This is a genomic window from Streptomyces sp. CA-294286 (assembly GCF_050947155.1).
Classification (GTDB): Bacteria; Actinomycetota; Actinomycetes; order Streptomycetales; family Streptomycetaceae; genus Streptomyces.
Window position 1 is genome coordinate 3,737,192 of the sequence record NZ_CP192005.1, and the last position, 25,983, is coordinate 3,763,174.

Annotated in this window: 21 protein-coding genes; 12 read left to right on the forward strand and 9 right to left on the reverse strand. The window is 71.0% G+C overall.

Annotated elements, in window-relative coordinates; all coding sequences use genetic code 11:
* Positions 1-85: 85 nt before the first annotated feature.
* Positions 86-1,051, reverse strand: a complete 966-nt coding sequence (locus ACQPZG_RS21380; protein ID WP_433547344.1) for an RNA polymerase sigma factor SigF — start codon at positions 1,049-1,051, stop codon at positions 86-88.
* 351 nt (positions 1,052-1,402) lie between these two features.
* On the opposite strand from ACQPZG_RS21380, the gene ACQPZG_RS21385 reads away from it, so the two are divergent.
* The 4 genes from ACQPZG_RS21385 (at position 1,403) to ACQPZG_RS21400 (ending at position 4,785) form a co-directional block, all read left to right on the forward strand.
* Positions 1,403-1,771 (forward strand): STAS domain-containing protein, encoded by a 369-nt coding sequence (locus ACQPZG_RS21385; protein ID WP_185028884.1) that lies wholly within the window; start codon positions 1,403-1,405, stop codon positions 1,769-1,771.
* A 184-nt stretch (positions 1,772-1,955) separates the two neighbouring features.
* Positions 1,956-2,663, forward strand: a complete 708-nt coding sequence (locus ACQPZG_RS21390) for an ATP-binding protein (RefSeq protein WP_433547345.1) — start codon at positions 1,956-1,958, stop codon at positions 2,661-2,663.
* Positions 2,664-2,868: 205 nt separating this feature from the next.
* On the forward strand, positions 2,869-3,615 hold the full coding sequence (locus ACQPZG_RS21395; RefSeq protein WP_433547346.1) for a peptidase: 747 nt from the start codon (positions 2,869-2,871) through the stop codon (positions 3,613-3,615).
* Positions 3,616-3,708: 93 nt separating this feature from the next.
* The gene (locus ACQPZG_RS21400) at positions 3,709-4,785 is read left to right on the forward strand and encodes a hypothetical protein (protein ID WP_433547347.1); all 1,077 of its coding nucleotides are present in this window, start codon (positions 3,709-3,711) and stop codon (positions 4,783-4,785) included.
* 75 nt (positions 4,786-4,860) lie between these two features.
* On the opposite strand, the gene ACQPZG_RS21405 is transcribed toward ACQPZG_RS21400, so the two are convergent.
* Positions 4,861-6,387 (reverse strand): peptide MFS transporter, encoded by a 1,527-nt coding sequence (locus tag ACQPZG_RS21405; RefSeq protein WP_433547348.1) that lies wholly within the window; start codon positions 6,385-6,387, stop codon positions 4,861-4,863.
* A gap of 426 nt (positions 6,388-6,813) precedes the next feature.
* Here ACQPZG_RS21405 and ACQPZG_RS21410 point away from each other — a divergent pair, with 426 nt between their 5' ends.
* Both ACQPZG_RS21410 and ACQPZG_RS21415 read left to right on the forward strand, forming a co-directional pair.
* On the forward strand, positions 6,814-7,491 hold the full coding sequence (locus ACQPZG_RS21410; protein ID WP_185028880.1) for a response regulator transcription factor: 678 nt from the start codon (positions 6,814-6,816) through the stop codon (positions 7,489-7,491).
* Between the two features lie 262 nt (positions 7,492-7,753).
* Entirely contained in the window at positions 7,754-9,028 is a 1,275-nt protein-coding gene (locus ACQPZG_RS21415; protein WP_433547349.1) for an ATP-binding protein, read from the forward strand.
* Between the two features lie 223 nt (positions 9,029-9,251).
* On the opposite strand, the gene ACQPZG_RS21420 is transcribed toward ACQPZG_RS21415, so the two are convergent.
* Positions 9,252-9,800, reverse strand: a complete 549-nt coding sequence (locus ACQPZG_RS21420; protein WP_433547350.1) for a GtrA family protein — start codon at positions 9,798-9,800, stop codon at positions 9,252-9,254.
* Between the two features lie 171 nt (positions 9,801-9,971).
* Between ACQPZG_RS21420 and ACQPZG_RS21425 the strand changes: the two genes are divergently transcribed.
* Genes ACQPZG_RS21425 through ACQPZG_RS21435 form a run of 3 tightly spaced genes read left to right on the forward strand, consistent with a single transcriptional unit; the run spans position 9,972 to position 12,840 of the window.
* Entirely contained in the window at positions 9,972-11,111 is a 1,140-nt protein-coding gene (locus ACQPZG_RS21425; RefSeq protein ID WP_433547351.1) for a 5-(carboxyamino)imidazole ribonucleotide synthase, read from the forward strand.
* Entirely contained in the window at positions 11,108-11,641 is a 534-nt protein-coding gene (purE, locus tag ACQPZG_RS21430; protein ID WP_433547352.1) for a 5-(carboxyamino)imidazole ribonucleotide mutase, read from the forward strand. The genes ACQPZG_RS21425 and purE overlap by 4 nt, the downstream gene beginning before the upstream one ends.
* 14 nt (positions 11,642-11,655) lie before the next feature.
* Complete coding sequence (locus ACQPZG_RS21435) at positions 11,656-12,840, forward strand: dipeptidase (protein ID WP_433547353.1); 1,185 nt, start codon at positions 11,656-11,658, stop codon at positions 12,838-12,840.
* Between the two features lie 112 nt (positions 12,841-12,952).
* Here the strand turns inward: ACQPZG_RS21435 and ACQPZG_RS21440 are convergent, their stop codons facing one another.
* Positions 12,953-14,113 (reverse strand): acyl-CoA dehydrogenase family protein, encoded by a 1,161-nt coding sequence (locus ACQPZG_RS21440; RefSeq protein ID WP_433547354.1) that lies wholly within the window; start codon positions 14,111-14,113, stop codon positions 12,953-12,955.
* 200 nt (positions 14,114-14,313) lie between these two features.
* Between ACQPZG_RS21440 and ACQPZG_RS21445 the strand changes: the two genes are divergently transcribed.
* Positions 14,314-15,651 carry a UDP-glucose dehydrogenase family protein gene (locus ACQPZG_RS21445; RefSeq protein WP_433547355.1) on the forward strand — a complete coding sequence of 446 codons (1,338 nt, stop codon included), beginning with the start codon at positions 14,314-14,316 and terminating at the stop codon, positions 15,649-15,651.
* 60 nt (positions 15,652-15,711) lie between these two features.
* Here ACQPZG_RS21445 and ACQPZG_RS21450 read toward each other — a convergent pair whose 3' ends face one another.
* Both ACQPZG_RS21450 and ACQPZG_RS21455 read right to left on the reverse strand, forming a co-directional pair.
* Positions 15,712-16,962, reverse strand: a complete 1,251-nt coding sequence (locus ACQPZG_RS21450) for a dipeptidase (RefSeq protein WP_433547356.1) — start codon at positions 16,960-16,962, stop codon at positions 15,712-15,714.
* 553 nt (positions 16,963-17,515) lie between these two features.
* Positions 17,516-18,838 carry an LCP family protein gene (locus ACQPZG_RS21455; protein WP_433547357.1) on the reverse strand — a complete coding sequence of 441 codons (1,323 nt, stop codon included), beginning with the start codon at positions 18,836-18,838 and terminating at the stop codon, positions 17,516-17,518.
* A 107-nt stretch (positions 18,839-18,945) separates the two neighbouring features.
* Between ACQPZG_RS21455 and ACQPZG_RS21460 the strand changes: the two genes are divergently transcribed.
* Positions 18,946-19,494 (forward strand): acyl-CoA thioesterase, encoded by a 549-nt coding sequence (locus tag ACQPZG_RS21460; protein ID WP_433547358.1) that lies wholly within the window; start codon positions 18,946-18,948, stop codon positions 19,492-19,494.
* 132 nt (positions 19,495-19,626) lie between these two features.
* On the opposite strand, the gene ACQPZG_RS21465 is transcribed toward ACQPZG_RS21460, so the two are convergent.
* Positions 19,627-20,991 (reverse strand): LCP family protein, encoded by a 1,365-nt coding sequence (locus ACQPZG_RS21465; RefSeq protein WP_433547359.1) that lies wholly within the window; start codon positions 20,989-20,991, stop codon positions 19,627-19,629.
* Positions 20,992-21,236: 245 nt separating this feature from the next.
* Between ACQPZG_RS21465 and ACQPZG_RS21470 the strand changes: the two genes are divergently transcribed.
* Positions 21,237-22,256: a glycosyltransferase family 2 protein gene (locus ACQPZG_RS21470; RefSeq protein ID WP_433549493.1), complete on the forward strand. Its 1,020-nt coding sequence runs from the start codon at positions 21,237-21,239 to the stop codon at positions 22,254-22,256.
* A gap of 188 nt (positions 22,257-22,444) precedes the next feature.
* On the opposite strand, the gene ACQPZG_RS21475 is transcribed toward ACQPZG_RS21470, so the two are convergent.
* Both ACQPZG_RS21475 and ACQPZG_RS21480 read right to left on the reverse strand, forming a co-directional pair.
* Positions 22,445-24,139, reverse strand: coding sequence for an LCP family protein (locus ACQPZG_RS21475; protein WP_433547360.1), 1,695 nt, complete (start codon positions 24,137-24,139; stop codon positions 22,445-22,447).
* A gap of 55 nt (positions 24,140-24,194) precedes the next feature.
* Complete coding sequence (locus tag ACQPZG_RS21480; RefSeq protein WP_433547361.1) at positions 24,195-25,967, reverse strand: LCP family protein; 1,773 nt, start codon at positions 25,965-25,967, stop codon at positions 24,195-24,197.
* Positions 25,968-25,983: the final 16 nt, after the last annotated feature.

Genomic DNA, 25,983 nt, shown 5'->3' on the forward strand with positions numbered 1-25,983 from the left:
TGCCCCGGATACGGCCTGGGGCAGCCCTTCGCGTACGTGACTCCCTACGGAGGCGACGAGAATCGCTCCTCGCTCATCCTCCCCGTCACTCCTCGACGGTCAGCCCCTTGCGGAGCTTGACCAGCGTGCGCGAGAGGAGACGCGAGACGTGCATCTGCGAGATGCCGAGTTCGTCGCCGATCTCGGACTGCGTCATGTTCGCGACGAAGCGCAGCGAGAGGATCTGCCGGTCGCGGGTCGGGAGGGAAGCGATCAGGGGCTTGAGGGACTCGATGTACTCGATGCCCTCGATGCCGTTGTCCTCGTAGCCGATCCGGTCGGCCAGCGCGCCCTCGGAGTCGTCCTCCTCGGGCTGGGCGTCCAGCGAACTCGCCGTGTAGGCGTTGCTCGCGGCCATGCCCTCGACGACTTCTTCCTTGCTGATGCCCAGGCGCTCGGCGAGTTCCGCGACGGTCGGGGAGCGGTCCAGCTGCTGGGCCAGCTCGTCACCGGCCTTCGCCAGGTCCAGGCGCAGTTCCTGGAGGCGGCGCGGGACGCGCACCGACCACGACGTGTCGCGGAAGAAGCGCTTGACCTCGCCGATGATCGTCGGCATCGCGAAGGTGGGGAATTCCACACCGCGGCTGAGTTCGAAGCGGTCGATGGCCTTGATCAGGCCGATCGTGCCGACCTGGATGATGTCTTCCATCGGTTCGCTGCGGGTGCGGAAGCGGGAGGCCGCGAACTTCACCAGGGCGAGGTTCAGCTCGACCAGGGTGTTGCGGACGTAGGCGTGCTCGTGGGTTCCCTCTTCGAGGGATTCGAGGCGCTCGAAGAGCGTCTTCGACAGAGCCCTGGCGTCCACCGGTCCCACCTGGTCGTACGGCGGGATCTCGGGGAGGTCGGCGAGGCTCTCGGGGCGCTCGGTCGGCTCCGTCAGTACGACGGTCTCGGTCAGCAGGGCGGGCTCCGCGCCTGCCGTTCCGGTTTCGCTGTCGGTGAGCTCGGGCAGGGATGTCGACGACGCGTCCCGTCGGTGAGCGGTATGCGTTTCGTCGAGCCGGGGTGACATGGTCTCCTCCATCGTTCTCGGCATATGGCTGCCGATGCCGATACGTGTTCCTGCGGTGAAGCGGCGCCTCCAAAGCCGGTGGTGGGCGGGCGGTGGTCGGATCTGTCGTGTCTAGCCCTACCCGCTCGAAGTACGGACTCGCAAGTACCTTATGTCCGAATAAGACCAGTTCAGGGGGTTGTTCGGCTACCCGTGCGTGTGAAGAAGGCGTAGTCTTCTGCTGCTGTCGGGAGCATTACGCGCCGCCTTGATCCGCCCTTAGGGTGCAGACAGGCGGTGCCCGGTCCGACCGGGCGCAGTCAGCGAGCAGTACGAGTACGCAGAAGAACACGACGGCGAAATGGGACGGGCATGGACCGCGGGACGGTCGGCAGCGCGAACCGGGGCCGGCTTCAGGTCGAAGTGCGGACCGAAGGCCGGAACGAGATCGTGACTCCGGCAGGTGAGCTGGATCACCACACGGCCGAACTGTTGAGGGAACCCCTTGAGCAGGCACTCGACGACGGGCGGACACGCCTCGTGGTCGACTGCTCCCTGCTCGAATTCTGTGACTCCACCGGGCTGAACGTACTGCTCGGGGCGCGCCTGAAGGCGGAGGCCGCGGGCGGCGAGGTGCACCTCACGGGCATGCAGCCGGTGGTGGCCAGGGTCTTTGAGATCACCGGGGCGGAGGCGGTCTTCACCGTCCACGACTCGCTCGAATCCGCACTCCGCGACTGACCTCCCGCACCCTCCCCGTGCTCGCCCGTGTGGCGGACGTGGCGTGGTCCCTTCCGAATAGTGGGTGTTCTCACGGTTCGGTCGGGCAGGAGGACTCTCAGACCCTGCGAAAAGTTCCCACCAGAAGTCCTGCCCGTAACCCCACGCCAACGACGACTTGGTGAATCGGTGAGGTGAAGCGCTGATGAGCACCACCCGGCAGCATCCGCCGGGCGACCTCGGCCCCGAGCCGGACGGCATCGCCTCCGTCTCCGAGGCGTCCGCGGACGCGCCCGCGTCCGTCTCCGGCACGTCCGTGCCGGAGGGTTCCGCAGCCCTCTCGGACACGTCCGTGTCGGAGGTCTCCCTGAGCGGCGGCCCCACCTCCCGGAGGGAAGCCGGTGACCCCGGGGCGGAGGGCGCCGGCGCGGGGACGGCCGGGTTCGGCGTCGCCGCCGAGCCCGCCGCCCGCGTCGCCCGCGAGTCCGTCGAGCAGGTGCGCTCCCTCCCGCTGAACGGCGCGAGCGGCATCGTCCCGCTCGCCCGCGACTTCACGCGACAGGCGCTCTACGACTGGGGCTGGCTGCCCGCGTCCACCGCCGACCGCAAGGCCGCCGCCGAGGACGTGCTGCTGGTCGTCTCCGAACTGGTCACCAACGCGTGTCTGCACGCCGAGGGCCCCGACAGCCTGCGCGTCTCCAGCGACGGCAAGGTGCTGCGCCTCGAAGTCACCGACCGCAGCGCCGGCGAACCCTCGCCGCGCAGCCCGCACCAGGCGGGCCGCCCCGGCGGACACGGCATGTTCATCGTCCAGCGTCTCTGCCTGGACTGGGGCGTCGTCCGCACGCCGGAGGGCGTCGGGCCGACCAACGGAAAGACGGTCTGGGCGGAACTCGCCGCTCCGGCCCCCTGATCCGGACCCCGGAGAACCCGGGGACGCCGCCCGTACGGGGCGCACGCAGCCTGTGGGAGAGCACGTCGATACGGCGTGCTCTTTGTCTTCCCCTCGACAGGCCCCGGGCGTACCTTGAGCGCCAATCTGATGCGCCGTCAGCAATTCGGCCGCTCCGTCCGGTCCCGTTGCCCGGCGGTGCTCCGGCGCACGAGGGGATCACAAGGTGACCTACCACAAGCGCACCCGCGGCCGGTCGGCTCTCGCACTGGCCGCGGCGGTCGCGGGCTCGGCGGTGCTGCTCGCCGCCCCCGCCGCCCACGCCGACGTCGTCGACGTCGACTACCAGTGCAAGACCCCGATCGGCGACAAGGGCGCGGTCTCCCCGATCGACATCAGGGCCGTCAGGAACGGCGACGGTCACATCCTCACCATGACCTTCCGGAAGGGCGTGTCCTCCAGCCCCGTCGAACTCGGCAAGGGCGCCATGAAGCCGAGCGCCGTGATCGAGGTCGGCGGCGCGGACGACGGCACGGTCGCCGTCACGGGACCCGCCAACTCCGAGGCACTGCCCGCCAACACCCCCATCCGGATCGGCGACCTGTCCGGGACCTACACCCCGAAGAAGAGCGGCAAGGTCACCTTCACCGCATCGGTCCTCACCATTAAGGCCCTCGGCACCACGACCACCTGCACACCCTCCAACAACCCCAAGCCCTCCCTGGAGCTGACCATACGGGCAGCCGACGGCCCGGCGGCGGGAACCGGACGGACGGGCGACGGCGACGCCTCCGGCGGCACGTCGCAGGGCGGCCCCGCCGATACCGGCGAACTCCCCAGAACAGGCCCCCTCGACTCCGCCACCGCCCTGGCCACCCTCGGCGGCACCGCCCTCCTCACGGGCGCGGCCGGAGTGCTCTGGCTGACCAAGCGCCCCACGACGGCCGGGCGGCCCCGCGGGACCACCGGCTGACCCGGAACGCGACCTGGCGCACCGCGGGCCCCCGCGACCGGCCGCCGGGGCGGGCGCGGCGCTGTGGACCCGTACGACGGAGGAGGGCAGCCCATGAGGGACAGCCGGGTGCGCCGCAGCGCGGCGGCGCTGAGCGCCGTGCTGCTCCTGCTGCCGGCGGGAACACCGGCGGCAGCCGACGGGACGAAACCCGCCATCACCCTCTCCAGGGCCGAGGCGGGCCAGGGCGGGGAGATCACCGTCAGGGGCAGCGGCTGGCGGCCCGGCGCCCTCCTGACGCTGCTGATCTGCGGCGCGCCCGCGCCCGCCGCCCCGGCTCCCGGCGGCGCCGACTCCTGTGCCAACGGCGCGGGCCGCACCGTCACCACCGACGCCCGCGGCGCCTTCCATCGGCGGCTGCCGGTCACCGAGCCGCCGAAACCCTGCCCGTGCGTCGTGCACGTCGCCGCCGTCACCGGCCGCCCGGTCTCCGCGGCGGCCGCGTTCACGGTGGCCGGCCACCCGGCCCCGCCGCTGCCCGGGTCCGCCCCGAGCGCCGCGCGGCTCGCGGCCACCGGCCGTACGGTACGGCTCGACGGATCCAGCACGCTGCTGACCTGGTTCGGGGCACCGCAGACCCGCACGGTGGTCCTACGGGTCGGCAACGCCGGGACCGACCCCGTCACCGACCCCGTCTTCCGGGTCGGCACCTCCCACGGGATCCTCGCCCCCCAATGGGAGGAACGCCCGTGGCGCGGCACCCTCGCACCCGGCGAACAGACCGAGGTCGCCCTCGACGTGGCGCTCGCGGAAGGCGCGCACGGCGACTACCTGGTGTCGGTGAAGCACGGGGAGAAACTGCTGGCCGCCCAGGAGTGGGACGTGGGTCGGCCGTGGGGCGTGGTCCTGTTCTGGCTGCTGACGGCACTCGTCGTCCCCGCGGGGCTGTTCCGGGCCGGGATGGCCCTGGTGGACCGGGCACGGCCGGGCACCGCCGGGCCCCTCCCCGTACGCCGCGGGGGCGAGGCGGCCGGGGAGCGGCCGGGGGCTGCGGGGGAGGAGAACGGGGCTGCGGAGGTGCCGGTCACGGCCGCGGAGGAGGGGTCCGGTGGGGCGGGGGTGCCGGTCAGGACCGCGGAGGAGGGACCCGGGGCGGCGCGGGCGCCGACGAGAGGCGTGGGGGAGGCGTAGGAGGCGTTCGGGCACGACGGAGGGCCGCCGCACCGAAACCGGTGCGACGGCCCTCCGTACGAGCGCGGCGCGCGGTCAGCGCACCTCGCCCATGAGTCCGCGCACCTTGTTGCGCGACAGGTAGATCGCGACACCCGCGAGCGCGGCGGCGGCGGCCTCGAAGACGACGACGCCCGAGCTGTTGAGGTCGACCCCGGCGACGGCCAGCATGCCGGTCACGCTGTCACCCGCGGTGACGGCGAGGAAGAAGACACCCATCATCTGCGACGCGTACTTGGCCGGAGCCATCTTCGTGGTCAGCGACAGACCCACGGGCGACAGGCACAGCTCGGCGACGGTGTGCATCAGGAAGATCAGCACCAGCCACCACATGGTGACCTTCGTACCGCCGGTGGCCAGGCCCATCGGGATGAGGAACACGAAGAACGACGCGCCGGTGACACCGAGGGCGATGGCGAACTTCACGATCGTGCTGGGCTCGCGGTTGCGGCGGGCCAACGCCAGCCACATGGCCGCGAAGACCGGCGCGAGCAGCATCACGAAGCCCGGGTTCAGCGCCTGGAACAGGGTGTTCGGCATGTCCCAGCCGAAGAGGTTGCGCTCGGTCTTGGAGTCACCGAACAGGGACAGCGTCGACGCGCCCTGGTCGAAGATCATCCAGAAGATGGCCGCGGCGGCGAAGAAGTAGATGAACGCCGTCATCTTCGTCTGCTCTTCGTCCGACAGGTCCTTGTCCCGCTTGATCTTGACCAGTACCGCGACCGGGATCAGCAGACCGGCCAGGATGATCGGGACCAGCACCCAGTTCAGGGTCAGCCGGAAGACACCGGTGAAGTTCACCAGCAGGTAGAAGGCCGCGACCACCGCGACGCCCAGCAGCGCCTTGGTGACGACCGCGCGCTTCTCGTCCGACGACAGCGGGTTCGGCACCCGGCTGCTCTCCTGGCTGAGGTGGCGGGAGCCGAACAGGAACTGTGCCGCGCCGAGCGCCATGCCCAGAGCCGCCAGACCGAAGCCCAGGTGCCAGTTGACCTTCTCGCCCAGAATGCCGATGGCGAAGGGCGCGACGACGGCACCGAGGTTGATGCCCATGTAGAAGATCGTGAAGCCGCCGTCGCGACGGACGTCCTTGGGATCGGCGTACAGGTGGCCGACCATCGTGGAGATGTTGGCCTTCAGCAGACCCGAGCCGATCGCGACCAGGCCCAGACCGACGAAGAACATCACCTGTCCCGGCAGCGCCAGCGAGAGGTGGCCGGCGACGATCACGAAGCTCGCGATCATGACCGTCTTGCGGGCGCCCCAGACGCGGTCGCCGAACCAGCCACCCGGCATGGCCATGAGGTAGACCATGGCCACGTAGACGGAGTAGATGGCCGTGGCGGTCGCCGCGGTCATCGCGAGACCACCGCCCTGGCTGCCGGTCGCCGCGTCGGCGCCGCCGGACACCAGGTACATCACCAGCAGTGCGCGCATGCCGTAGTAGGAGAAGCGCTCCCACATCTCGGTCATGAACAGTGTGGCCAGGCCGCGGGGGTGGCCGAAGAAGGCCGTGTCCTCGCCGGCAGCGCCGGGAGAATCCTTCGTCAGGCTGGACGCCATGGTCGATCCTTGCTTGCTCGGGACGCGTCCGCGGGATGGCGGGGTACGCGCCCGGTGGGGGGCAGGCCGGCACCGGAGCGGAAAGGTCCCCGCCCCGGGATCCACGCCACGCTGCGCATCGTCGCGCGCGAGGCCCGGCCGTAGGTCATTCACTGCCGTCAGATCGGTGGACCCGATCAGCACACAAAAGGACCCTTGGCAGTCATTGCCGCCAAAGGCCCCCGATTAGTGCAACAAACGCGCTCGCCACCTTACGACACGACAGTGCGGCATATGGAAGGACTTGAGAGATGGATCACAGGTGACATTGGAACCAACTCAACATATTCAAAGGTCCCAACCGAGATCGAGTCAATGACTCGCAGGCGTCGGTCACTCACCCACGCTTCCTCCCGGCGCACCGGCCACGCCGACTAACATGCCCCCATGACCCGTGTACTGCTCGCCGAGGACGACGCGTCCATTTCGGAGCCATTGGCCCGCGCACTGCGTCGGGAGGGGTACGAGGTCGAGGTCCGCGAGGACGGACCCAGCGCCCTCGACGCCGGACTCCAGGGCGGCGTCGACCTCGTCGTGCTCGACCTCGGGCTGCCCGGCATGGACGGCCTGGAGGTCGCCCGGCGGCTGCGCGCCGACGGGCACACCGTGCCGGTCCTCGTCCTGACCGCCCGCGCCGACGAGGTGGACACCGTCGTCGGCCTCGACGCCGGCGCCGACGACTACGTCACCAAGCCCTTCCGCCTCGCCGAACTCCTCGCCCGGGTCCGGGCCCTGCTGCGGCGCGGCGCCGCGGAGCCCGCCCCGGCCCCCGCCACCCACGGCGTACGGATCGACGTCGAGTCGCACCGCGCGTGGATGGGCGACGAGGAACTCCAGCTCACCGCCAAGGAGTTCGACCTGCTGCGGGTCCTGGTACGGGACGCGGGCCGGGTCGTCACCCGCGACCAGCTGATGCGCGAGGTCTGGGACACCACCTGGTGGTCCTCCACCAAGACCCTCGACATGCACATCTCCTGGCTGCGCAAGAAGCTGGGCGACGACGCGGCGAACCCCCGCTACATCGCGACCGTCCGGGGCGTCGGCTTCCGCTTCGAGAAGAGCTGACGGCAGCGGCCCGCTCCGGTTCGGGGAGGGTCGACGGCAGTGAGCCGCTTCCGGTTCGGGGAGAGCTCACGGCAGCACCCTGCTCCGGTTCGAGGAGGGCTGGAAGCAGCACCCCGCTCCGTCAGGAGAAGGGCCGACGGCAGCGACCCGCTCCGGTTCGAGGAAAGCTGACGACAGCGGCCCACTCCGGTTCGAGGAGAGCTGACAGCAGCGACCCGCTCCGGAGCGGCCGTCCCGCACGGCGACCGTGCATCCTTGTCGCATGCGCCGCCGCCTGATCAACTCCACGCTCGCCGTGGTGCTCGTCGTCATCGCCGTCTTCGGGGTCTCCCTCGTCATCGTCGAGACCCGCACCATCAGCAACAGCGCCCAGGAGTCCGTCGACTCCGAAGCGCTGCGACTGGTCAGCGTCGTCGAAGGACGCCTCGGCGGCGACGGCAACGTCAGCCGTGGGGTGCTCGCCCAACAGATCGCGGGCAACCGGTACGCCCGCATCGACATCCCGGGCCGCGCCCCCATCGAGATCGGCGCCCGCCCCGGCGGCGGCGTCATCGAGGGCCGGTCGACCGGCGAGCACGGCGAGACGGTCACCGTCCAGGAGTCCCGCTCGACCGTCACCCGCGAGATCGGCCGCACCCTGCTGATCATCGGAGCGGTCGCACTGCTCGCCGTCGTCGCCGCCGTACTCCTGGCCGTACGGCAGGCCAACCGGCTCGCGTCCCCGCTCACCGACCTCGCCGAGACCGCCGAACGCCTCGGCTCCGGCGACCCCCGCCCGCGCCACCGCCGTTACGGGGTCCCCGAACTGGACCGGGTCGCCGACGTCCTCGACGCCTCCGCGGAACGCATCGCCCGGATGCTCACCGCGGAACGGCGGCTCGCCGCCGACGCCTCCCACCAGCTCCGCACCCCGCTGACCGCCCTGTCCATGCGGCTGGAGGAGATCACGCTCACCGACGACCTCGACACCGTCAAGGACGAAGCCACGATCGCCCTCACCCAGGTCGAACGGCTCACCGACGTCGTCGAGCGCCTCCTCACCAACTCCCGCGACCCGCGCACCGGCTCCGCCGTCTCCTTCGACCTCGACGAAGTGATCAAGCAGCAGATCGAGGAGTGGCGCCCCGCCTACCGCAGCGCCGGGCGGGCGATCGTACGGTCCGGGAAGAAGGAGCTGCGGGCCGTCGGCACGCCGGGCGCGGTCGCCCAGGTGCTCGCCGCGCTCATCGAGAACTCCCTCATGCACGGCGGCGGGACCGTCGCCCTGCGCTCCCGCGTCACCGGCAACCAGGCCGTCATCGAGGTCACCGACGAGGGACCGGGCGTCCCCGTCGACCTCGGCGCACGCATCTTCGAGCGGACCATCAGCGGTCGCAACTCCACCGGGATCGGCCTCGCCGTCGCCCGCGACCTCGCGGAGGCGGACGGCGGACGCCTCGAACTCCTCCAGCAGAAGCCCGCCGTCTTCGCCCTCTTCCTCAGCACCGTCGCCGCCGACAGCAGGCGGGAGCGGGAGGGCGGGAAGACGATCAGGTGAGCCGGGGCGCGTGAGCCGGGGCGCGTGAGCCGGGGTGCGCGGGTCCCCGCGACCGGACGCACCGTGGAGAGCCGACCGTCAGCCGTCAGCCGTCAGCCGTCAGCCGTCAGCCGTCAGCCGTCAGCCGTCAGCCGTCAGCGGTCGGAGGTCAGCGGTCGGAGGTCAGCGGTCGGAGGTCGGAGGTCGGAGGTCAGCGGTCGGAGGTGAGGTCATCGGTCGGAGGTCAGCCGACGCGCGAGGCGGCCGGGGCGGCCGGTTCCGCTTCCGGCTCGTCCGCCAGGGCCGCAGGCCCGTCCGCCAGGATCGTCTCGGCCTGACCCGCCGCCGTCGCGGGCAGCGTCCGGAACACCCACGTCCGGTACGACCAGAAACGGAACAGCGTCGCCACCCCGATGCCGAAGACCTTGAAGAAGTTGGACTGGAGCGGAGTGTTCCAGCCGAAACCGTACGTCGCCGCGTACAGCAGCCCGTTCTCCACGACCGCCCCGGCCACGCTGAACAGCAGGAACAGCGACAGCTCCCGGGCCCGCCCGCTCTTGTCGCGTTCCCGGTAGGTGAAGTAGCGGAAGCCGACGTAGTTGAAGAGCACCGCGATCACGGTGGCGACCAGACTGGCCCGCACCACCGGGAGGTCCGTGGTGTGCCGCAGCAGGTTGAACGCGGCCATGTTGACCAGCAGGCCGAGCCCGCCCACCGCACCGAACTTGGCCACCTCGCGCGCGAGCTGCTCCACACGGGTCCGCAACGCGGCTGTGCCGCCAGGCTCGCTCATGATGTCCGTCGACCCCGTTCGGTTGATGCCGTCAACCCCGCCATGCTAACCATCACTCCACCGGCGGCGTGCGGACCAGCGAACGGAGCGACCCCCCACGGGCCGCCTTGGTAGTTTCGTACGAAGGGCCGCGCGTCAGGTCTGGTGGGTGCCTACGGATACCCTGGTCGGGTGACGTTCCCGGTAGTCGGCATGGTCGGTGGCGGTCAGCTCGCCCGTATGACCCACGAGGCGGGCATCCCCCTCGGCATCAAGTTCAAGCTCCTCAGTGACACCCCCCAGGACTCGGCGGCCCAGGTGGTCAGCGACGTCGTCATCGGCGACTATCGCGACCTGGACACGCTGCGCGCCTTCGCGCGCGGCTGCGACGTGATCACCTTCGATCACGAACACGTGCCCACCGAACACCTGCGGGCCCTCGAAGCGGACGGCATCCCCGTCCGCCCCGGGCCCGACGCACTGGTGCACGCCCAGGACAAGGGGGTGATGCGCGCGAAACTCAGCGAGATCGGCGCACCCTGCCCCCGCCACCGGATCGTGTCCGATCCGGCGGACGTGACCGCGTTCGCGGACGAGGGCGACGGCTACCCCGTCATCCTCAAGACCGTCCGCGGCGGATACGACGGCAAGGGCGTGTGGTTCGTACGCTCCGAAGCCGACGCGCACGACCCGTTCCGCGCCGGGGTCCCGGTCCTCGCCGAGGAGAAGGTCGACTTCGTACGCGAACTCGCCGCCAACATCGTGCGCTCCCCGCACGGCCAGGCCGTCGCGTACCCCGTCGTCGAATCGCAGCAGGTCGACGGCGTGTGCGACACGGTGATCGCCCCGGCCCCCGGCCTCGCCGCCGACCTCTCCGGCGAGGCCCAGCAGCTCGCCATCCGCATCGCCGTCGAACTCGACGTGACCGGCCACCTCGCCGTCGAGCTCTTCGAGACCCGCGACGGCCGCCTGTTGGTCAACGAACTCGCCATGCGCCCGCACAACAGCGGCCACTGGACCCAGGACGGCGCGATCACCTCCCAGTTCGCCAACCACCTGCGCGCCGTCCTCGACCTTCCGCTGGGCGACCCGCGCCCGAGGTCGACGTGGACGGTCATGTGCAACGTCCTGGGCGGCGACTACCCCGACATGTACAAGCCGTACCTGCACGTCATGGCCCGCGACCCGCAGGCCGGGATCCACATGTACGGCAAGGACGTGAAGCCCGGCCGCAAGGTCGGCCACGTCAACACCTACGGCGACGACCTCGACGAGGTGCTCGACCGGGCCCGTCACGCCGCCGGCTACCTGCGAGGAACGATCACCGAATGACTGCTTCCGCACCCCTCGTCGGCATCGTCATGGGCTCCGACTCGGACTGGCCGGTCATGGAGGCCGCCGCCACCGCTCTCGCCGAGTTCGACGTCCCGTACGAGGTCGACGTCGTCTCCGCACACCGGATGCCGCACGAGATGATCGCGTACGGCGAGGAGGCGGCGGGCCGCGGCCTGAAGGCGATCATCGCGGGCGCGGGTGGCGCCGCCCACCTCCCGGGCATGCTCGCCTCCGTCACCCCGCTGCCCGTCATCGGCGTTCCCGTCCCGCTCAAGTACCTGGACGGCATGGACTCCCTGCTGTCCATCGTGCAGATGCCGGCGGGCGTCCCCGTTGCCACGGTCTCCGTCGCCGGGGCCCGCAACGCGGGCCTCCTCGCGGCCCGCATGCTCGCCGCCCACGACCCCGCACTGCTCACCCGCATGCGGGAGTTCCAGCAGGAGCTGAACGCCCAGGCCACCGAGAAGGGCAAGCGCCTGCGCACCAAGGCCATGAGCGACCCGGACTCCTTCGGCTTCGGCAAGTGACGGGAACCACGACCATGAACCACCTCTCCGCGGCCCGCGCCCACCTCGCCGACTTCCCCGTCGTCGACGGCCACAACGACCTCCCCTGGGCGCTGCGCGAACAGGTGCGCTACGACCTGGACCGCCTCGACATCGCCGCCGACCAGTCCGCCCACCTCCACACGGACCTGGCCCGGCTGAAGTCCGGCTGCGTGGGGGCCCAGTTCTGGTCGGTCTACGTCCGCACCGACCTCACCGGGGACTCCGCGGTCAGCGCGACCCTCGAACAGATCGACGTCGTCGACCAGCTCCTGGCCCGCCACCCCGACGACCTCGTCCGGGCCCTCACGGCGGACGACATGGAGGCGGCCCGCCGCGACGGCCGGATCGCCTCCCTGATGGGCGCCGAGGGCGGCCACTCCATCAACAACTCGCTCGCCACCCTGCGCGCCCTGCACACCCTCGGCGTGCGCTACCTGACGCTCACGCACAACGACAACACCCCCTGGGCGGACAGCGCCACCGACACCCCCGCCGCCGGCGGACTGACCGCCTTCGGCCGGGAAGTCGTACGCGAGATGAACCGCATCGGCATGCTCGTCGACCTCTCGCACGTCGCCGCCACCACCATGCGCGACGCCCTCGACACCTCCGAGGCGCCCGTCCTCTTCTCGCACTCCTCGTCCCGCGCGGTCTGCGACCACCCGCGCAACATCCCGGACGAGATCCTGGCCGCCCTGCCCGCCAACGGCGGCGTCGCGATGGCCACCTTCGTCCCCAAGTTCATCCTCCCGGAGGCGGTCGCCTGGACGGCCCGCGCCGACGAGAACATGCGCGCCCACGGCCTGCACCACCTCGACACCACCGCCGAGGGCATGAAGGTCCAGCGCGCCTTCGAAGCCGCGAACCCCCGCCCCGTGGCCACCGCCGCCACCGTCGCCGACCACCTCGACCACATGCGCGAGGTCGCCGGCGTCGACCACATCGGCATCGGCGGCGACTACGACGGCACGGCGTTCACCCCGTCCGGCCTTGAGGACGTCTCCGGCTACCCCAACCTGATCGCCGAACTCATCGGCCGCGGCTGGTCCTCCCAGGACCTCGCCAAGCTCACCTGGCACAACGCGGTCCGCGTCCTGCGCGACGCCGAATCCGTCGCCCGCGACCTCCAGCCCCGCCGCGCCCCGTCGAACGCGACGCTGGACCAACTGGACGGCTGAGCCGCCACGACGCACAGAACACCGCGCACAAAAGGGGACGCCCAGGCGGGGCGTCCCCTTTTGTGCGCGGTGTTCTGCTGGCGGTGTTCTGCTTGTCCGAGCAGGTTCTCGCTTACTTCGGCAGGTTCCGCGCCATCACGATGCGCTGGACCTGGTTCGTTCCTTCGTAAATTTGTGTGATTTTCGCGTCGCGCATCATCCGCTCCACCGGGTAGTCCCGCGTGTAGCCGTAGCCGCCCAGGAGCTGGATGGCGTCCAGGGTGATCTCCATGGCGGCGTCGGAGGCGTAGCACTTGGCCGCGGCGCCGAAGAAGGTCAGGTCGGCGTCGACGCGCTCGGACTTGGCGGCGGCGGCGTACGTGAGCTGGCGCGCGGCCTCCAGCTTCATGGCCATGTCCGCGAGCATGAACTGCACGCCCTGGAAGTCGCCGATCGGCTTGCCGAACTGCTTGCGCTCCTGGACGTAGCCCTTCGCGTAGTCCAGGGCGCCCTGGGCGATGCCGAGGGCCTGGGCGGCGATGGTGATGCGGGTGTGGTCGAGGGTCTTCATCGCGGTGGCGAAACCGGTGCCCTCGGCGCCGATCATGCGGTCGGCGGGGATGCGCACGTTGTCGAGGTAGACCTCGCGGGTCGGCGAGCCCTTGATGCCGAGCTTCTTCTCCGGAGCGCCGAAGGAGACGCCCTCGTCGGACTTCTCCACGACGAACGCGGAGATGCCCTTGGAGCGCTTCTCGGGGTCGGTGACGGCCATGACCGTGTAGTACTCGGACTCACCGGCGTTGGTGATCCAGCGCTTGACGCCGTTCAGGACCCAGAAGTCGCCGTCGCGGACGGCACGCGTCTTCATGCCGGCGGCGTCCGAACCCGCGTCCGGCTCGGAGAGGCAGTACGAGAACATCGCCTCGCCCTTGGCGAGCGGGGCGAGGTACTTCTTCTTGAGGTCCTCGGAGCCGGAGAGGATCACCGGGAGCGAGCCGAGCTTGTTGACCGCCGGGATGAGGGAGGAGGACGCGCAGACGCGGGCCACCTCCTCGATCACGATGACCGTCGCGAGCGCGTCCGCGCCCGCTCCGCCGAACGCCTCGGGGACGTGGACGGCCTGGAGGTCGGCCGCGACGAGGGCGTCCAGGGCCTCCCGCGGGAAGCGGGCGTTCTCGTCCACCTCGGCGGCGTACGGGGCGATCTTCGCCTCGGCGAGCGCGCGCACCGTGTCGCGGAGCATGTCGTGCTCTTCGGACGTCCGGTACAGATCGAAATCGGGCGAACCTGCCAAGGCTTCTCACTCCCAAGGATGCTGATGCGATGCGGGTGCGGCGATGCTAATTACCGTTAAGTAACCCTGATTTTAGAGGGTGCGGCCCGGCGGGGGATACGTGAGTTTGCCTACAGGGCCGCGTCTTCGCCGGAACATCCCCTTTCGGCCGCCGGATATGCTCGGGCGCGTTGTCCCGCCCGTACCGCTAGGAGCACCGCATGGCCCTGAAGATCACCGTGATCGGCACCGGATACCTCGGCGCCACCCACGCAGCGGCCATGGCGGAGCTGGGGTTCGAGGTGCTCGGTCTCGACGTCGTGCCCGAGAAGATCGAGATGCTGAGCGCCGGGCGCGTGCCGATGTACGAGCCGGGTCTGGAGGAACTGCTCCACAAGCACGTGGAGGGGCTGCCCGGGTCGACCGGGCGGCTGCGTTTCACCATGGACTGGGCGGAGGTCGGGCAGTTCGGCGACGTGCACTTCGTGTGTACGAACACCCCGCAGAAGCACGGCGAGTACGCGTGCGACATGAGCTACGTGAACAGCGCCTTCGCCTCCCTCGCCCCGCACCTGAGGAGCGACGCGCTGGTGGTCGGCAAGTCGACCGTCCCGGTCGGTTCCGCCGCCCGCCTCAAGGAGGTGCTCGCGAAGCAGGCCCCGGAGGGCGTCGAGCTGGCATGGAACCCGGAGTTCCTGCGCGAGGGCTTCGCCGTGCAGGACACCCTGCATCCGGACCGTCTGGTGGTCGGCGTGGAGAGCGAACGCGCGGAGAAGCTGCTGCGGGAGGTGTACGCGACGCCGGTCGCCGAGGGGTCCCCGTTCGTGGTGACCGACTTCCCGACGGCCGAGCTGGTGAAGACCGCCGCGAACTCGTTCCTGGCGACGAAGATCTCCTTCATCAACGCGATGGCCGAGGTGTGCGAGGCCGCCGACGGGGACGTGGCCAAGCTGGCCGAGGCGATCGGCTACGACGAGCGGATCGGCCCGAAGTACCTGCGGGCCGGCATCGGGTTCGGCGGGGGCTGCCTGCCCAAGGACATCCGGGCGTTCATGGCGCGGGCCGGTGAGCTGGGCGCCGACCAGGCGCTCACCTTCCTCCGGGAGGTCGACTCCATCAACATGCGCCGGCGCGGACACATGGTCGAGCTGGCCCGGGAGGCGCTGGGGGAGGGCGGCTTCCTCGGCTGCCGGGTCGCGGTCCTCGGCGCGACCTTCAAGCCGGACTCCGACGACGTCCGGGACTCGCCCGCGCTGAACGTCGCCGGGCAGATCCACCTCCAGGGCGGTCAGGTGACCGTCTACGACCCCAAGGGCATGGCCAACGCCCGCCGCGTCTTCCCGACGCTCGGCTACGCGGACTCCGCGGTGGACGCGGTGCGCGGCGCGGACGTGGTCCTGCACCTCACCGAGTGGCGCGAGTTCCGCGAGCTGGACCCGGCGGAGCTGGGCGAGGTCGCCGCGCGCCGGCTCATCCTGGACGGCCGCAACGCACTCGACTCGGCGAAGTGGCGCGAGGCGGGCTGGACGTACCGGGCGATGGGCAGGCCGAAGGCCTGAGCCGGGCGCGGGCCCGGGGTGCGCGCCCTGCCCGCCGCTTGCGGGACGGGTCCCGAGGGATCAGCCGTCCAAATCCTCGATCCGGGCCGTCGACGCGCGTCGCCGCTGCCGTGCCGTCTTGGAGGTGAGCTCAGCGTCGCGGAGCACCCGCTGGAGGTTGCCCCAGGTGAGGCGCGCCAGGTCGCTCTCCGGCCAGCCGCGTTCCAGGAGTTCGGCGACCAGCAGCGGGTACGCCGCCGTGTCCGGGAGGCCGGCGGGGTGCGGGGCGCCCGTGTCGTACATGCCGGAGAGGCCGACGCACGCGGGGCCCGCGACGGAACGGACGTGGTCCAGGTGGTCGGCCACGTCGTGCAGTTCGGGCCCGGTGCGGTCCGCGGCGAGGGGGACCATGCACAGGCCGCCGTTCTCGTGCAGCGCGCTCAGGACGTCGTCGGGGACGTTGGCGGGGTGGCCGTTCAGGGCGGCGGCACCGGTGTGCGTGAAGATCACCGGGGCCCGGGAGACGCTGAGGGCCGCGTGGGCGGTCGGTGCGGTGCTGCCGCTGAGGTCGGCGAGCATGCCGAGGCGGTTCATCTCCCGTACGACCTCCTCGCCGAACCGGGTCAGCCCGGTCGGCGGCGCCCAGTCCACGCCGGTCAGGGTCAGGCACCGCACGCCCAGTGAGTACAGGGTGCGCAGGGCGCCGAGCGAGTCGCCGATCGCGGTGGCGCGGGCGGGGCCGAGCAGTGAGGCGACGCGGCCGCAGGAGCGGGCGTCGGCGATCTCGCCCGAGTTGAGCGCGAGGCGCAGCCCCTCGGGGTAGGCGTCGGTGAGCGAACGGACGCGGTCGATCTGCTCCAAGGTGGTGCTCACGGGGCAGGAGCGGTGGGCGGGCCCTGAGTGCTCGGCGAGGTGGGTGTGCTCGGTGCGCCCGCCGTCCCCGAGATGATGATCGGAGTGCTCGGAGTGCTCGGAGTGCTCGGAGTGCTGGGTGCGCTCGGACTGCGCGGTGTGCGCCGGGCGCGGGGCTTCGTCGTAGGGGTCGGAGCGCAGGGACCAGAACTGCGCGCCGACGCCGCCCGCCCGCAGCCGGGGGATGTCGGTGTCCAGGCTGCTCTCGCCCAGTTCGACGTCCGACCACGGGACCGAGCGCAACGCCCTGGCCAGCCCGTTGTACCCGTCGGCCACGGGGTGGGCGGCGAGGAGCGCGCGCGCCCTGGCGATCTGGTCGGGGCGGGGCTCGGGTTCCGCCGGGCCGTCGGCCGTCGGCGCGGTCGTGTCGAGCGGTCCGGCCGCGGAGGCGGCGTGCGGGTCGTCCTGTATGAGTGCCATGACGGGGCTCCGGTTCTGCGACGGCAGTACGGTTCACCGTGCCACGGGCGCGGCGGAGGTTCGCGGCGGGTGAGGCGTTCGGGGTACGCGGCGGGGCGCCCGCACGTGCCGGGCGCCCCGGTCGGCGGTGCTCGGGCGAGGAGACGTCGCGGTCAGCGGGCTTTCGTGCACGCCCGGGTGGAGCCGTCGCGGTCGGCGGGCCTTCGTCGCGGTCGGCGGGCCCTGGTTGCTCCGCCGTCCTCGAGTGGCCGTCCCGGATCCGGCCGTTGCTCCGGGTGCCGTCGACGGCCGACGGGCCGGGGTGCGTGCGGTAGCCGGAAGCGTCCGGTCCCGGCCGTTCACCTGCGAGGTTCGTTCCTCGCGGTGGTCCCGTCCGAACGGAGGGCTGGAGTACGGAGGGCTGGAGTACGGGGGACAAAGGGCCTGAGAACCCGCCCCCGCAGGGGCGGGCTGTCTCGTTCGGGCTCAGTGGCTCAGTGGCTCAGTGGCTCAGTGGCTCAGTGGCTCAGTGGCTCAACGCCTCCGCGGCTCCGTGCCTCCGCGGCTCCGCGCCTCAGCGGTCCGCGGTGACAGTGACCGGCTCGTTGTTCTTGATCTGCTTCACCAGCTGCTGCATCTTGGCCTTGTCCCAGACGAGGTTGCTGCCGCGCTTGCCGGAGATCGGCATGTTCATGGACTTGCCCTCGCCGCCCTGTACGCCCTTCATCGCGAAGAACATCTCGCCGAGGTCGAACAGGCCCATGTCCTTGTCGACGATGAGGGTGTCCAGGCCCGCGCCCAGCGTGGGGTAGAGCGAGAACGGGTTGAGGATCGTGCCCGGGGTGGCCGCCTGCGAGGCCAGCGCGGACAGGAACTTCTGCTGGTTCTTGGTGCGGTCCAGGTCGGAGCCCGCGAACGCGTACCGGGTACGGACGAAGGCCAGGGCCTGTTCGCCGTCGAGGGTCTGCTTGCCGGCCTGGAAGTCCGCGCCGGACTTCTTGTCCTTGAACGCCTTGGGGATGTCCAGCTCGACGCCGCCCAGCGCGTCGACGATGTTCGCGAAGCCCGCGAAGCCGATCTCCGCGTAGTGGTCGATGCGCAGGCCGGTGTTGTGCTCGACGGTGCGGACGAGCAGCTCGGGGCCGTCCTGCGCGTACGCGGCGTTCAGCTTCATGCGGCGGTGCCGGTTCTCGAAGCGCTTGCCCGACTCCGATCCGACGAAGGACGGGATCTCCACGTCCGAGTCGCGGGGCAGCGAGATCATCGTGTTCCCGCTGCTGCACGAGGCCAGGATCATCATCGAGTCGGTGCGCTTGCCCTCGGCGGAGCCGGTGTGCAGCTTCTTTTTCTCCTCGGCGGTCATGCCCTCGCGGCTGTCGGAGCCGACGATCAGGTACGTGGTGCAGTCGCCCTCCTCCGGCCGGTCGATGACCTTGGAGAGGTCGACCTCGCGGCGGACCTTGGAGTCGGCCCAGAAGTACGTGGCGACGGAGGTGACGGCGAGGACCGTGACGGCCGCGATCGCGCCGACCTTGATGCGGCGGCCCCAGTTCGGGGCCGGGCGCGGACCCCGGCCGCCGGAACCGCCGGGTCCGCCCGGACCGCCGCCGGAGCGGCCACCGCCGCCGTAGACCTGGCCGGTGTTGTAGCCGTCGTCGCGGCTGCCGCTGCTGTACGGGTCGTGGGCGGCGAACCCGTCGTGACCCTGCGCGTGCTGCGCGGGGACGGCGCCGCGGGGCGGGGCGGTGGGGGCGGCCGGATGCGGGCGCGCGGGACGGGGCGTCTGGCCGCGCTGCACATGCCGCATCACCCGGGGGCCCTCGGGCTGCGCGCTTGCGCTGCCCCGGCCGTACCGGTCGTCGCGGTCGTCGTTTCGTGCACTGGGCCAGTCGCTCATGGCCTCAGTGTGCAGGCACGGAGCTGCGGTCTCACAGGCCGGGTGGGAAATCGGGGCAGGGCTGTTGCAGAGCTGATGCAATGCGCCGGACGCATAAAGTAGAGCGCATGACAGATCAGGCCCAGGGCCCGGAAGATCCCTTTCCGGGCAAGCCCACCTCCGCTTCCCGCACCACGCTCAGCCACATCATGACCGCTGCGGAAACGAATCTGCTCGGCACGGTGCACGGTGGCGTGATCATGAAGTTGGTGGACGACGCGGCGGGTGCCGTCGCGGGCCGGCACTCCGGCGGGCCCGCCGTCACCGCCTCCATGGACGAGATGGTGTTCCTGGAGCCGGTACAGGTCGGCGACCTCGTGCATGTGAAGGCCCAGTGCAACTGGACCGGCCGTTCCTCCATGGAGATCGGTGTACGGGTTCTTGCCGAGCGCTGGAACGAGTCGACGCCCGCCCAGCAGGTCGGCTCCGCCTACCTCGTCTTCGCGGCCGTCGACGCGGACGGCAAGACGCGCCCCGTGCCCCCGGTGATCCCGGAGACGGAGCGCGACCAGCGGCGCTACCAGGAGGCCCAGATCCGCCGTACGCACAGGCTCGCGCGGCGGCGGGCGATCAAGGAGCTGCGGGACCGGCGGGCGGCCGAAGGGCTCAACGACTAGCGCCGGGCACCTGCCCCGCCCCGACCGATGTCCGAATGTCCTGACATATGGCAGGGGGGTCGTCGTGTCCGCACAGGGATCTTTGTCCTGACATATATGTACCGACATGTGTGTCCTGACAAAGCGGCGACGCTACGGGCAGACCACCTGGTCCCCGGTGACCACCCCGAACTCGCCCTGGTGCGGATCGAGCGCCCGCACCGGCGTCACCGCCCGGAAGTCCGTTCCCGCCGTCACCCGCATCGTTCCGCCCTGCCCCGGCACCGCCTTCAGCTCGCAGCCCGGAAGCGCCGCCGCCAGGGTCTGCGCCGAGCGGTCCCAGCGCGGGTCGTACGTCACCAGGGTGCGCGTCAGGTCACGGCGCAGACCGTTGCCGGGAAGGCCCGTCGTGCGGAAGCCGGTGGCGCGCAGGCCCGCGTCGACGCGCTTGCCCAGGCCCGCGGTGGGCGTGCCGTTGTCGACCTGCACCCGGATCTGCTCGGGGGAGACGTCCACGGTCGTCGCCCTGGGCCCCCGGGGGCGGGGCGCGGCCAGCGGCCGGTCCTCGCGCAGCGCCGCGAAGAGCTTCTTCGACTTGGCGTCGTCCCACTTCAGGGTGGTGCCGATGCCCTTGACCCGGTGGCCCATCTCGCCGATCGGCACCGACGTGAACTCCGACGAGGCCGGCGAGAACCCGCGCATGGCCTGCGCCAGCGCGTACATCTCCGTCGTCCCGAACCCGCTGTCCGCGCGCACCGATCCGAGCAGCGTGGCCGCCACCGCGCGGAACCGCACCGGGTTGAGCAGGGCCCCGCTGCTCGTCGCCTTGGCGATGAAGGCAGCCAGGAAGCGCTGCTGGCGCTGCATCCGCCCCAGGTCGGAAGCTCCGTCGATGTGCCGCGAGCGGACGTACTGGAGTGCCTCGCCGCCGCCGAGCCGGTGCGTGCCGGGGGCGAGGTCGAGGCCGGTGTGGCTGTCCTTGAGGGCGCTGGAGGTGCAGATGTCGACGCCGCCGAGGACGTCCACCGTCTTCATGAAGCTGGTGAAGTCGACCTCCAGGTAGTGGTCGATCTTGACGCCGGTCATGTGCTCGACGGTGCGGGTGGTGAGGGACGGGCCGCCCTCCGCGTACGCCGCGTTGAGCTTGACCGGGTGCGCCTTGTGGTGCTCGCCGCTCGTCGCGTCCGTGTGCTCGGGCATCTCGGCGTAGCTGTCGCGGGGGAGGCTGACGATGCTGGCGCGGTCCCGGTCCTCGGAGACGTGCACGACCATGATCGTGTCGGTGCAGTGGCAGGGTGCGCCACCGAGGCGGTACTTCTCCTTCTCCTCCTTGGTGATCTTGTCGCGGCCGTCGGTGCCGACGAGCAGGATGTTCATGCCGTTCCCGGCCTCGGGCCGGTTCTTCATGTCCTTGAACGGGTCGACGCGGGCGATGCCCGTGTTCATGCTCGTGACCACCGCGTGCCCGACGCCGCCCGCCGCGAGGACCAGTACGGACAGGGTGGTCGCCGCGCGCATGCCCCAGTGCGGCCGTTCGTCCTGTCGCCTGCGCTTCTCGCGCCGTCGCCGGGGACGGCCGCGGTCGTGTGGGTGCGGGGCGGCTGGCGGACGGGGTGGCACGGGCACGGGGGACACCTCCGCTGGAGCACAGGACGGGGATCGCGTTGCACCGTATGCCGATACGATCTGCAGCCCGCAGCATCCCGGCGGCCGCCGCGCGAGGCTGTCCCCCGTTCGCTGTAACGTGAGCCGGTGTGAACGCCATTGCCCCCGCCGCCCCCGCGGTCTCCGTGATCATGCCGGTCCTCAACGAGGAGCGGCACCTGCGCAACTCGGTCCGCCACATCCTGGAGCAGGAGTACGAGGGCGAGATGGAGGTGGTGATCGCACTCGGTCCGTCCACGGACCGCACTGACGAGATCGCCGCCGAGCTCGTACGCGAAGACCCCCGCGTGCACACCGTCCCGAACCCCACCGGCCGCACCCCCGCCGCCCTGAACGCCGCGATCAAGGCGTCGCGCCACCCGATCGTCGTCCGCGTCGACGGCCACGGCATGCTCTCCGCCGACTACATCGCCACCGCGGTGCGCCTCCTGGAGGAGACCGGGGCGCAGAACGTCGGCGGCATCATGCACGCCGAGGGCGAGAACGCCTGGGAGGAAGCGGTCGCCGCCGCGATGACCTCGAAGATCGGCGTCGGCAACGCGGCCTTCCACACCGGCGGCGAGGCCCAGCAGGCGGAGACGGTCTACCTGGGCGTCTTCCGCCGTGAGGCCCTTGAGCAGCAGGGCGGCTACAACGAGGAGTTCATCCGTGCCCAGGACTGGGAGCTGAACTTCCGCATCCGCGAGGCGGGCGGTCTGATCTGGTTCTCGCCCGAGCTGAAGGTCCAGTACCGGCCGCGGCCCTCCGTCAAGGCGCTCGCCAAGCAGTACAAGGACTACGGCCGCTGGCGGCACGTCGTCGCCCGCTACCACTCCGGTTCCATCAACCTGCGCTACCTCGCCCCGCCGGCCGCCGTCTGCGCGATCGCGGCGGGCACGGTGGTCGGCGCGCTCGTCACCCCCTGGGGCTTCGTGGTCCCGGCCGGGTACCTGGCGGCCATCACGGCCGGCTCGCTGCCGGCCGGCAAGGGCCTGTCCCTGAAGGCCCGTGTCCGGATCCCGGTCGCCCTCGCGACCATGCACATGTCGTGGGGGTACGGCTTCCTCACTTCGCCGAAATCCCTCGCGAAGAAGGTCATCGCGAGCCGGCGTCCCTCGGTGCAGGGCGCCGCGGTCTAGCCGTACGCGCGGGGCGTACCCGCGCACGAACGACACGGCAAAGGCCGTACGCGCGGGGCCGTACCCGCGCACGAACAACACGACAAGGGCCGTACGCGCGGGGGCCGCGTCCACGCACGCGAAGGGGGGCCGGGACACGATGTCCCGGCCCCCCCTCGCGTACCGTCCCGCCCGTACGACCGGGTGCGCTACCGCCAGACGAAGCCGGGGTGGATCTTCATGCAGGCCTTGGAGTCGTCGCCGTTCAGGATGTCGGCGGTGCTCGGTGCCTTGTCGTCCTTGGGCTTGGGGTACGCGGCGCCGGTGCGCCAGTCCGCGCCGACGATCACGGTGACCCCGCTCGCGTCCGTGGACTTCTGGACCGACCCGGACGGCAGGCCGAGCGCCTTGGCTACCGCGCGGGCGTCGCCCTCCAGTTCGGCGCTGGGGTACTGGACGACGGTGGACGCGGCGGAGACCCGTTCCTGGGAGGCGGCGGCGCGGGTGAATCCCTTGCCTGCGAGCAGTTGCGTGACGTCCGCCGCCCGGCCCTTCACGGCCTGCTGGCTCTGGTCACCGGTGCCGTTGCGCACGGTGACGCCGATCTCGCCCGGTGCCTGGGCCGGCTTGTCGGGCTCGGGAGCCTTCTTCGGGGGCTTCTTCGACGCCTTGCCGTCCAGCGGCAGGTCCTCGCGGATCAGCCGGAACAGTTGCTCGGCGTCGCCCGGCATGGGCTCGACGTCCTGCCGGGGGGTGTAGCGCCAGGGCATGGTCGCCATGGTGATGCGGTTGGTCGGCACGCTCTTGAGCTGGGTGCCCAGGTCGAACAGGCCCTTCACGTCGATGGCGTCGTCCACCTTCAGCGCCTCGATCGCCGCCTCCGCGAGCTTGCGCAGCTTGTGCGGGTCGGTCAGCTTCGCGTTCGCCCGCAGCTCGCGCACCATCGAGTTCATGTACATGTGCTGGGCCTTCGTACGGCCGATGTCGGTGTTGTCCTCGAACCCGTAGCGGGTGCGCAGCCACTGCAGGGCCTGCTCCCCCTGGACCGGGGTGGTGCCCTTGCGGAGTTCCAGGCCGGAGCCCTTGCCGTCGGCGGTGCGGGAGCGCACGTTGTCCTGCACGCACACCGGGACGCCACCGATGGCGTCCGCCATCGACACCACACCGGCGAAGTCGACCATCATGAAGTGATCGATGTGGATGTTGGTCAGGTTCTCCCAGGTGGAGACGGTGCAGCCGGGGCCGCCGCGCCCCAGCGACTCGTTCGCCTTGTACCGGCGGGTGGTCGCCGGGTACACCCTGCCGTTCTTGGGGTCGGTGCACTTGGGCAGTTTGACCAGGGTGTCGCGCGGCATGCTGACGACGGAGATGTTGCTGCGGTCCGCGGACATGTGGAGCAGCATCTGGACGTCCGCGAGCGGCGGGGTGTCGAAGCTCTTCTTCGCGCCGCCCAGCGTCTTGTTCGCGTCGCTGTCCCGGGCGTCGGAGCCGATGAGGAGGATGTTCAGCGGGGTCTGGCCCGCCGCGTTGGGTGCGGCCTTGTCCGGCCTGTCGTCCCCCAGGCTGAGCTTCTCCCGCTGGAGCTTGCTGTCGAGGTACTCGTAGTACAGGAATCCCGCGCCGGCCGTGCCGAGGATCAGCACGGCCAGGGATATCGCGGACCAGCGCAGGGCGCTCCCGCGCCTGCTGTTGCGGGCACGTCTTCGCGCCGGGCCGCCGCGGCGCCGGCCGCCGCCTTTCGAGCCCTGCGCGCCGCCCTCGGCGGTGTTCCCCCTGCTGGTGCCGTCCCCGTCGGCGTCGTCCGTTCCCGGTGCGTCCCCGGGCGTCGCGTTCTCGTAGAGACTCTCGTCCCAGCCGAGTTTGCGGGCCCGGGTCCCCTCCCCGTGCACACTGCTGCTGCCCACCGGGCCCCCACTCCCACTCTGACTCAGATCGTGCTCGACGCGCGGTGACCGGCGGTCACTCGGCGCACACCGACTTGGCGGCGTTGGCCTGCTGTACGCCCTCCGGCGCCCTCGTCGGCCCGCCGAGTGGCTGGCCCGCCCCGCCGAAGTCCTTGCCCAGCGTCAGCGTCATCGGCTCGCGGTCCCCGGCGTTCTTGCCGGACGGCTTCAGCGCTGAAGCGGGCAGGCCCATCATCGCGGCGAGGGCGCGGGCCTGGTCGGCCTGGTTCTCGCCGTACTGGAGGACGGTCGTCGCGATGTCCGGGTTCGGCGAGTTGCCGCCGTTGGTCGCGAGCTTCGCGCCCTTCTCCAACTGGAGCCAGGACAGCGTCTCCTGGGCGGCGCCGCCCTTGCCGCTGCCGTTGTAGATGTTGACGCGTACGTCCTCCGCGGCTGCCTTCTCGCCGTGCAGCAGGGCGTTCTGCTTCTCCTTCGCCGCGGCCTGGCCGGCCTTCTCCTTCTTCTTCACCTCGGTGAGCGAGGTGTCGGCGCGCAGCATCTCGAACAGCGGGAGGGCCTTGGCCTCGTTGAGGACGACGGTGGACCGTTTGTTCGGCGGCTCGGCGGGATTGTCGAGGACCGGCAGCGTGGCGAAGGTGACGTTCTGCGGGTCGACCTGGGCGATCTCCCCGGCGAGGGACTTCAGCTTGCCGAGGCCGTCGATGCCCGAGTCGACGGTCAGCGCCTTGGTCGCGGCGTCGGCCAGCTTGTAGAGCTTGCTCACGTCGGTCAGGGTCTCGCTGGACTTCATCTTGCGGATCATCGCGCCGAGGAACTGCTGCTGCGTCTGGATCCGGCTGAGGTCGGACTTGTCGCCGAACGCGCCCCGGGTGCGGACGAAGGCCAGCGCCTGCTCGCCCTCGATGGTGTGGCGGCCCTTGGTCAGCTTGAGGTGCGACTTCTTGTCGTCGACGTCCTTGGCGACGCAGACCTCGACGCCGCCGATGGCGGAGGTCAGCGACTTCACCGCGTTGAAGTCGACCATCATGAAGTGGTCGACGGTCAGTCCGGTCATCTCGCGGACGGTGCGCATCGTGCAGCCGGGGTCACGGCCGGACTGGCCGAGGCTGGTGTTGAAGCGTTCGAAGGCCGCGCCGGGGACGACCGTCTCCGAGCCGTCCGTCTGCTTGGTGGGGCAGTCCGGGATCTTCGTCTTCAGGTCGCGCGGGATGGACAGCACGGTCGCGTTCGTCCGGTCCTTGGAGACGTGGAAGAGCAGCGTGGTGTCGGCGTGGCCGGGGCTGTCCTTGTCGCCGTAGCCCTCGTTGCCGTCGCCGGTCCGCTTGTCCGTGCCGATGACCAGGATGTTGATCGCCTGGTCCTTCTTGAAGCCGCCCGAACCGCCGGACACCTCTACGGAGTTGAGGTTGCCGTCGAGGCGCTCGTACAGCGCCCACGCGCCGATCGAGCCCGTCACGAGCACGAAGCCGACGACGCCGCCGGTGATCTTCAGGGCTCTCTTGCCGCCCTTCTTCGGCTGCTTCCGCTTGCGGCGGCCCGCCTGCGGGGTGCCGTCCGCGGCGGGCCGGGGGCCCTTGGCGCCGGGGCCGCCCGCGGTCTGGCCACGGCGGCTCCGCTGCGCGGGCACCTCACGGCGGGGCGGGGTTCCGTCGCCGGGTCCCCGAGGGGCCCGGGAACGGCCGCGCGGGCTGCCCTGCGGCTGGCCGGCGCTCCGCACGGACTCTGCGGAATGATCCAGTCGCAGTTCGTAATGGCCGGTGTGCGGGTTGAGTACCCACTGGTCGGCGGGGTCGATCTCGTCCGCCCCACCACGGCTGTGCGCGTCCACGGTTGCCTGAGTCCTC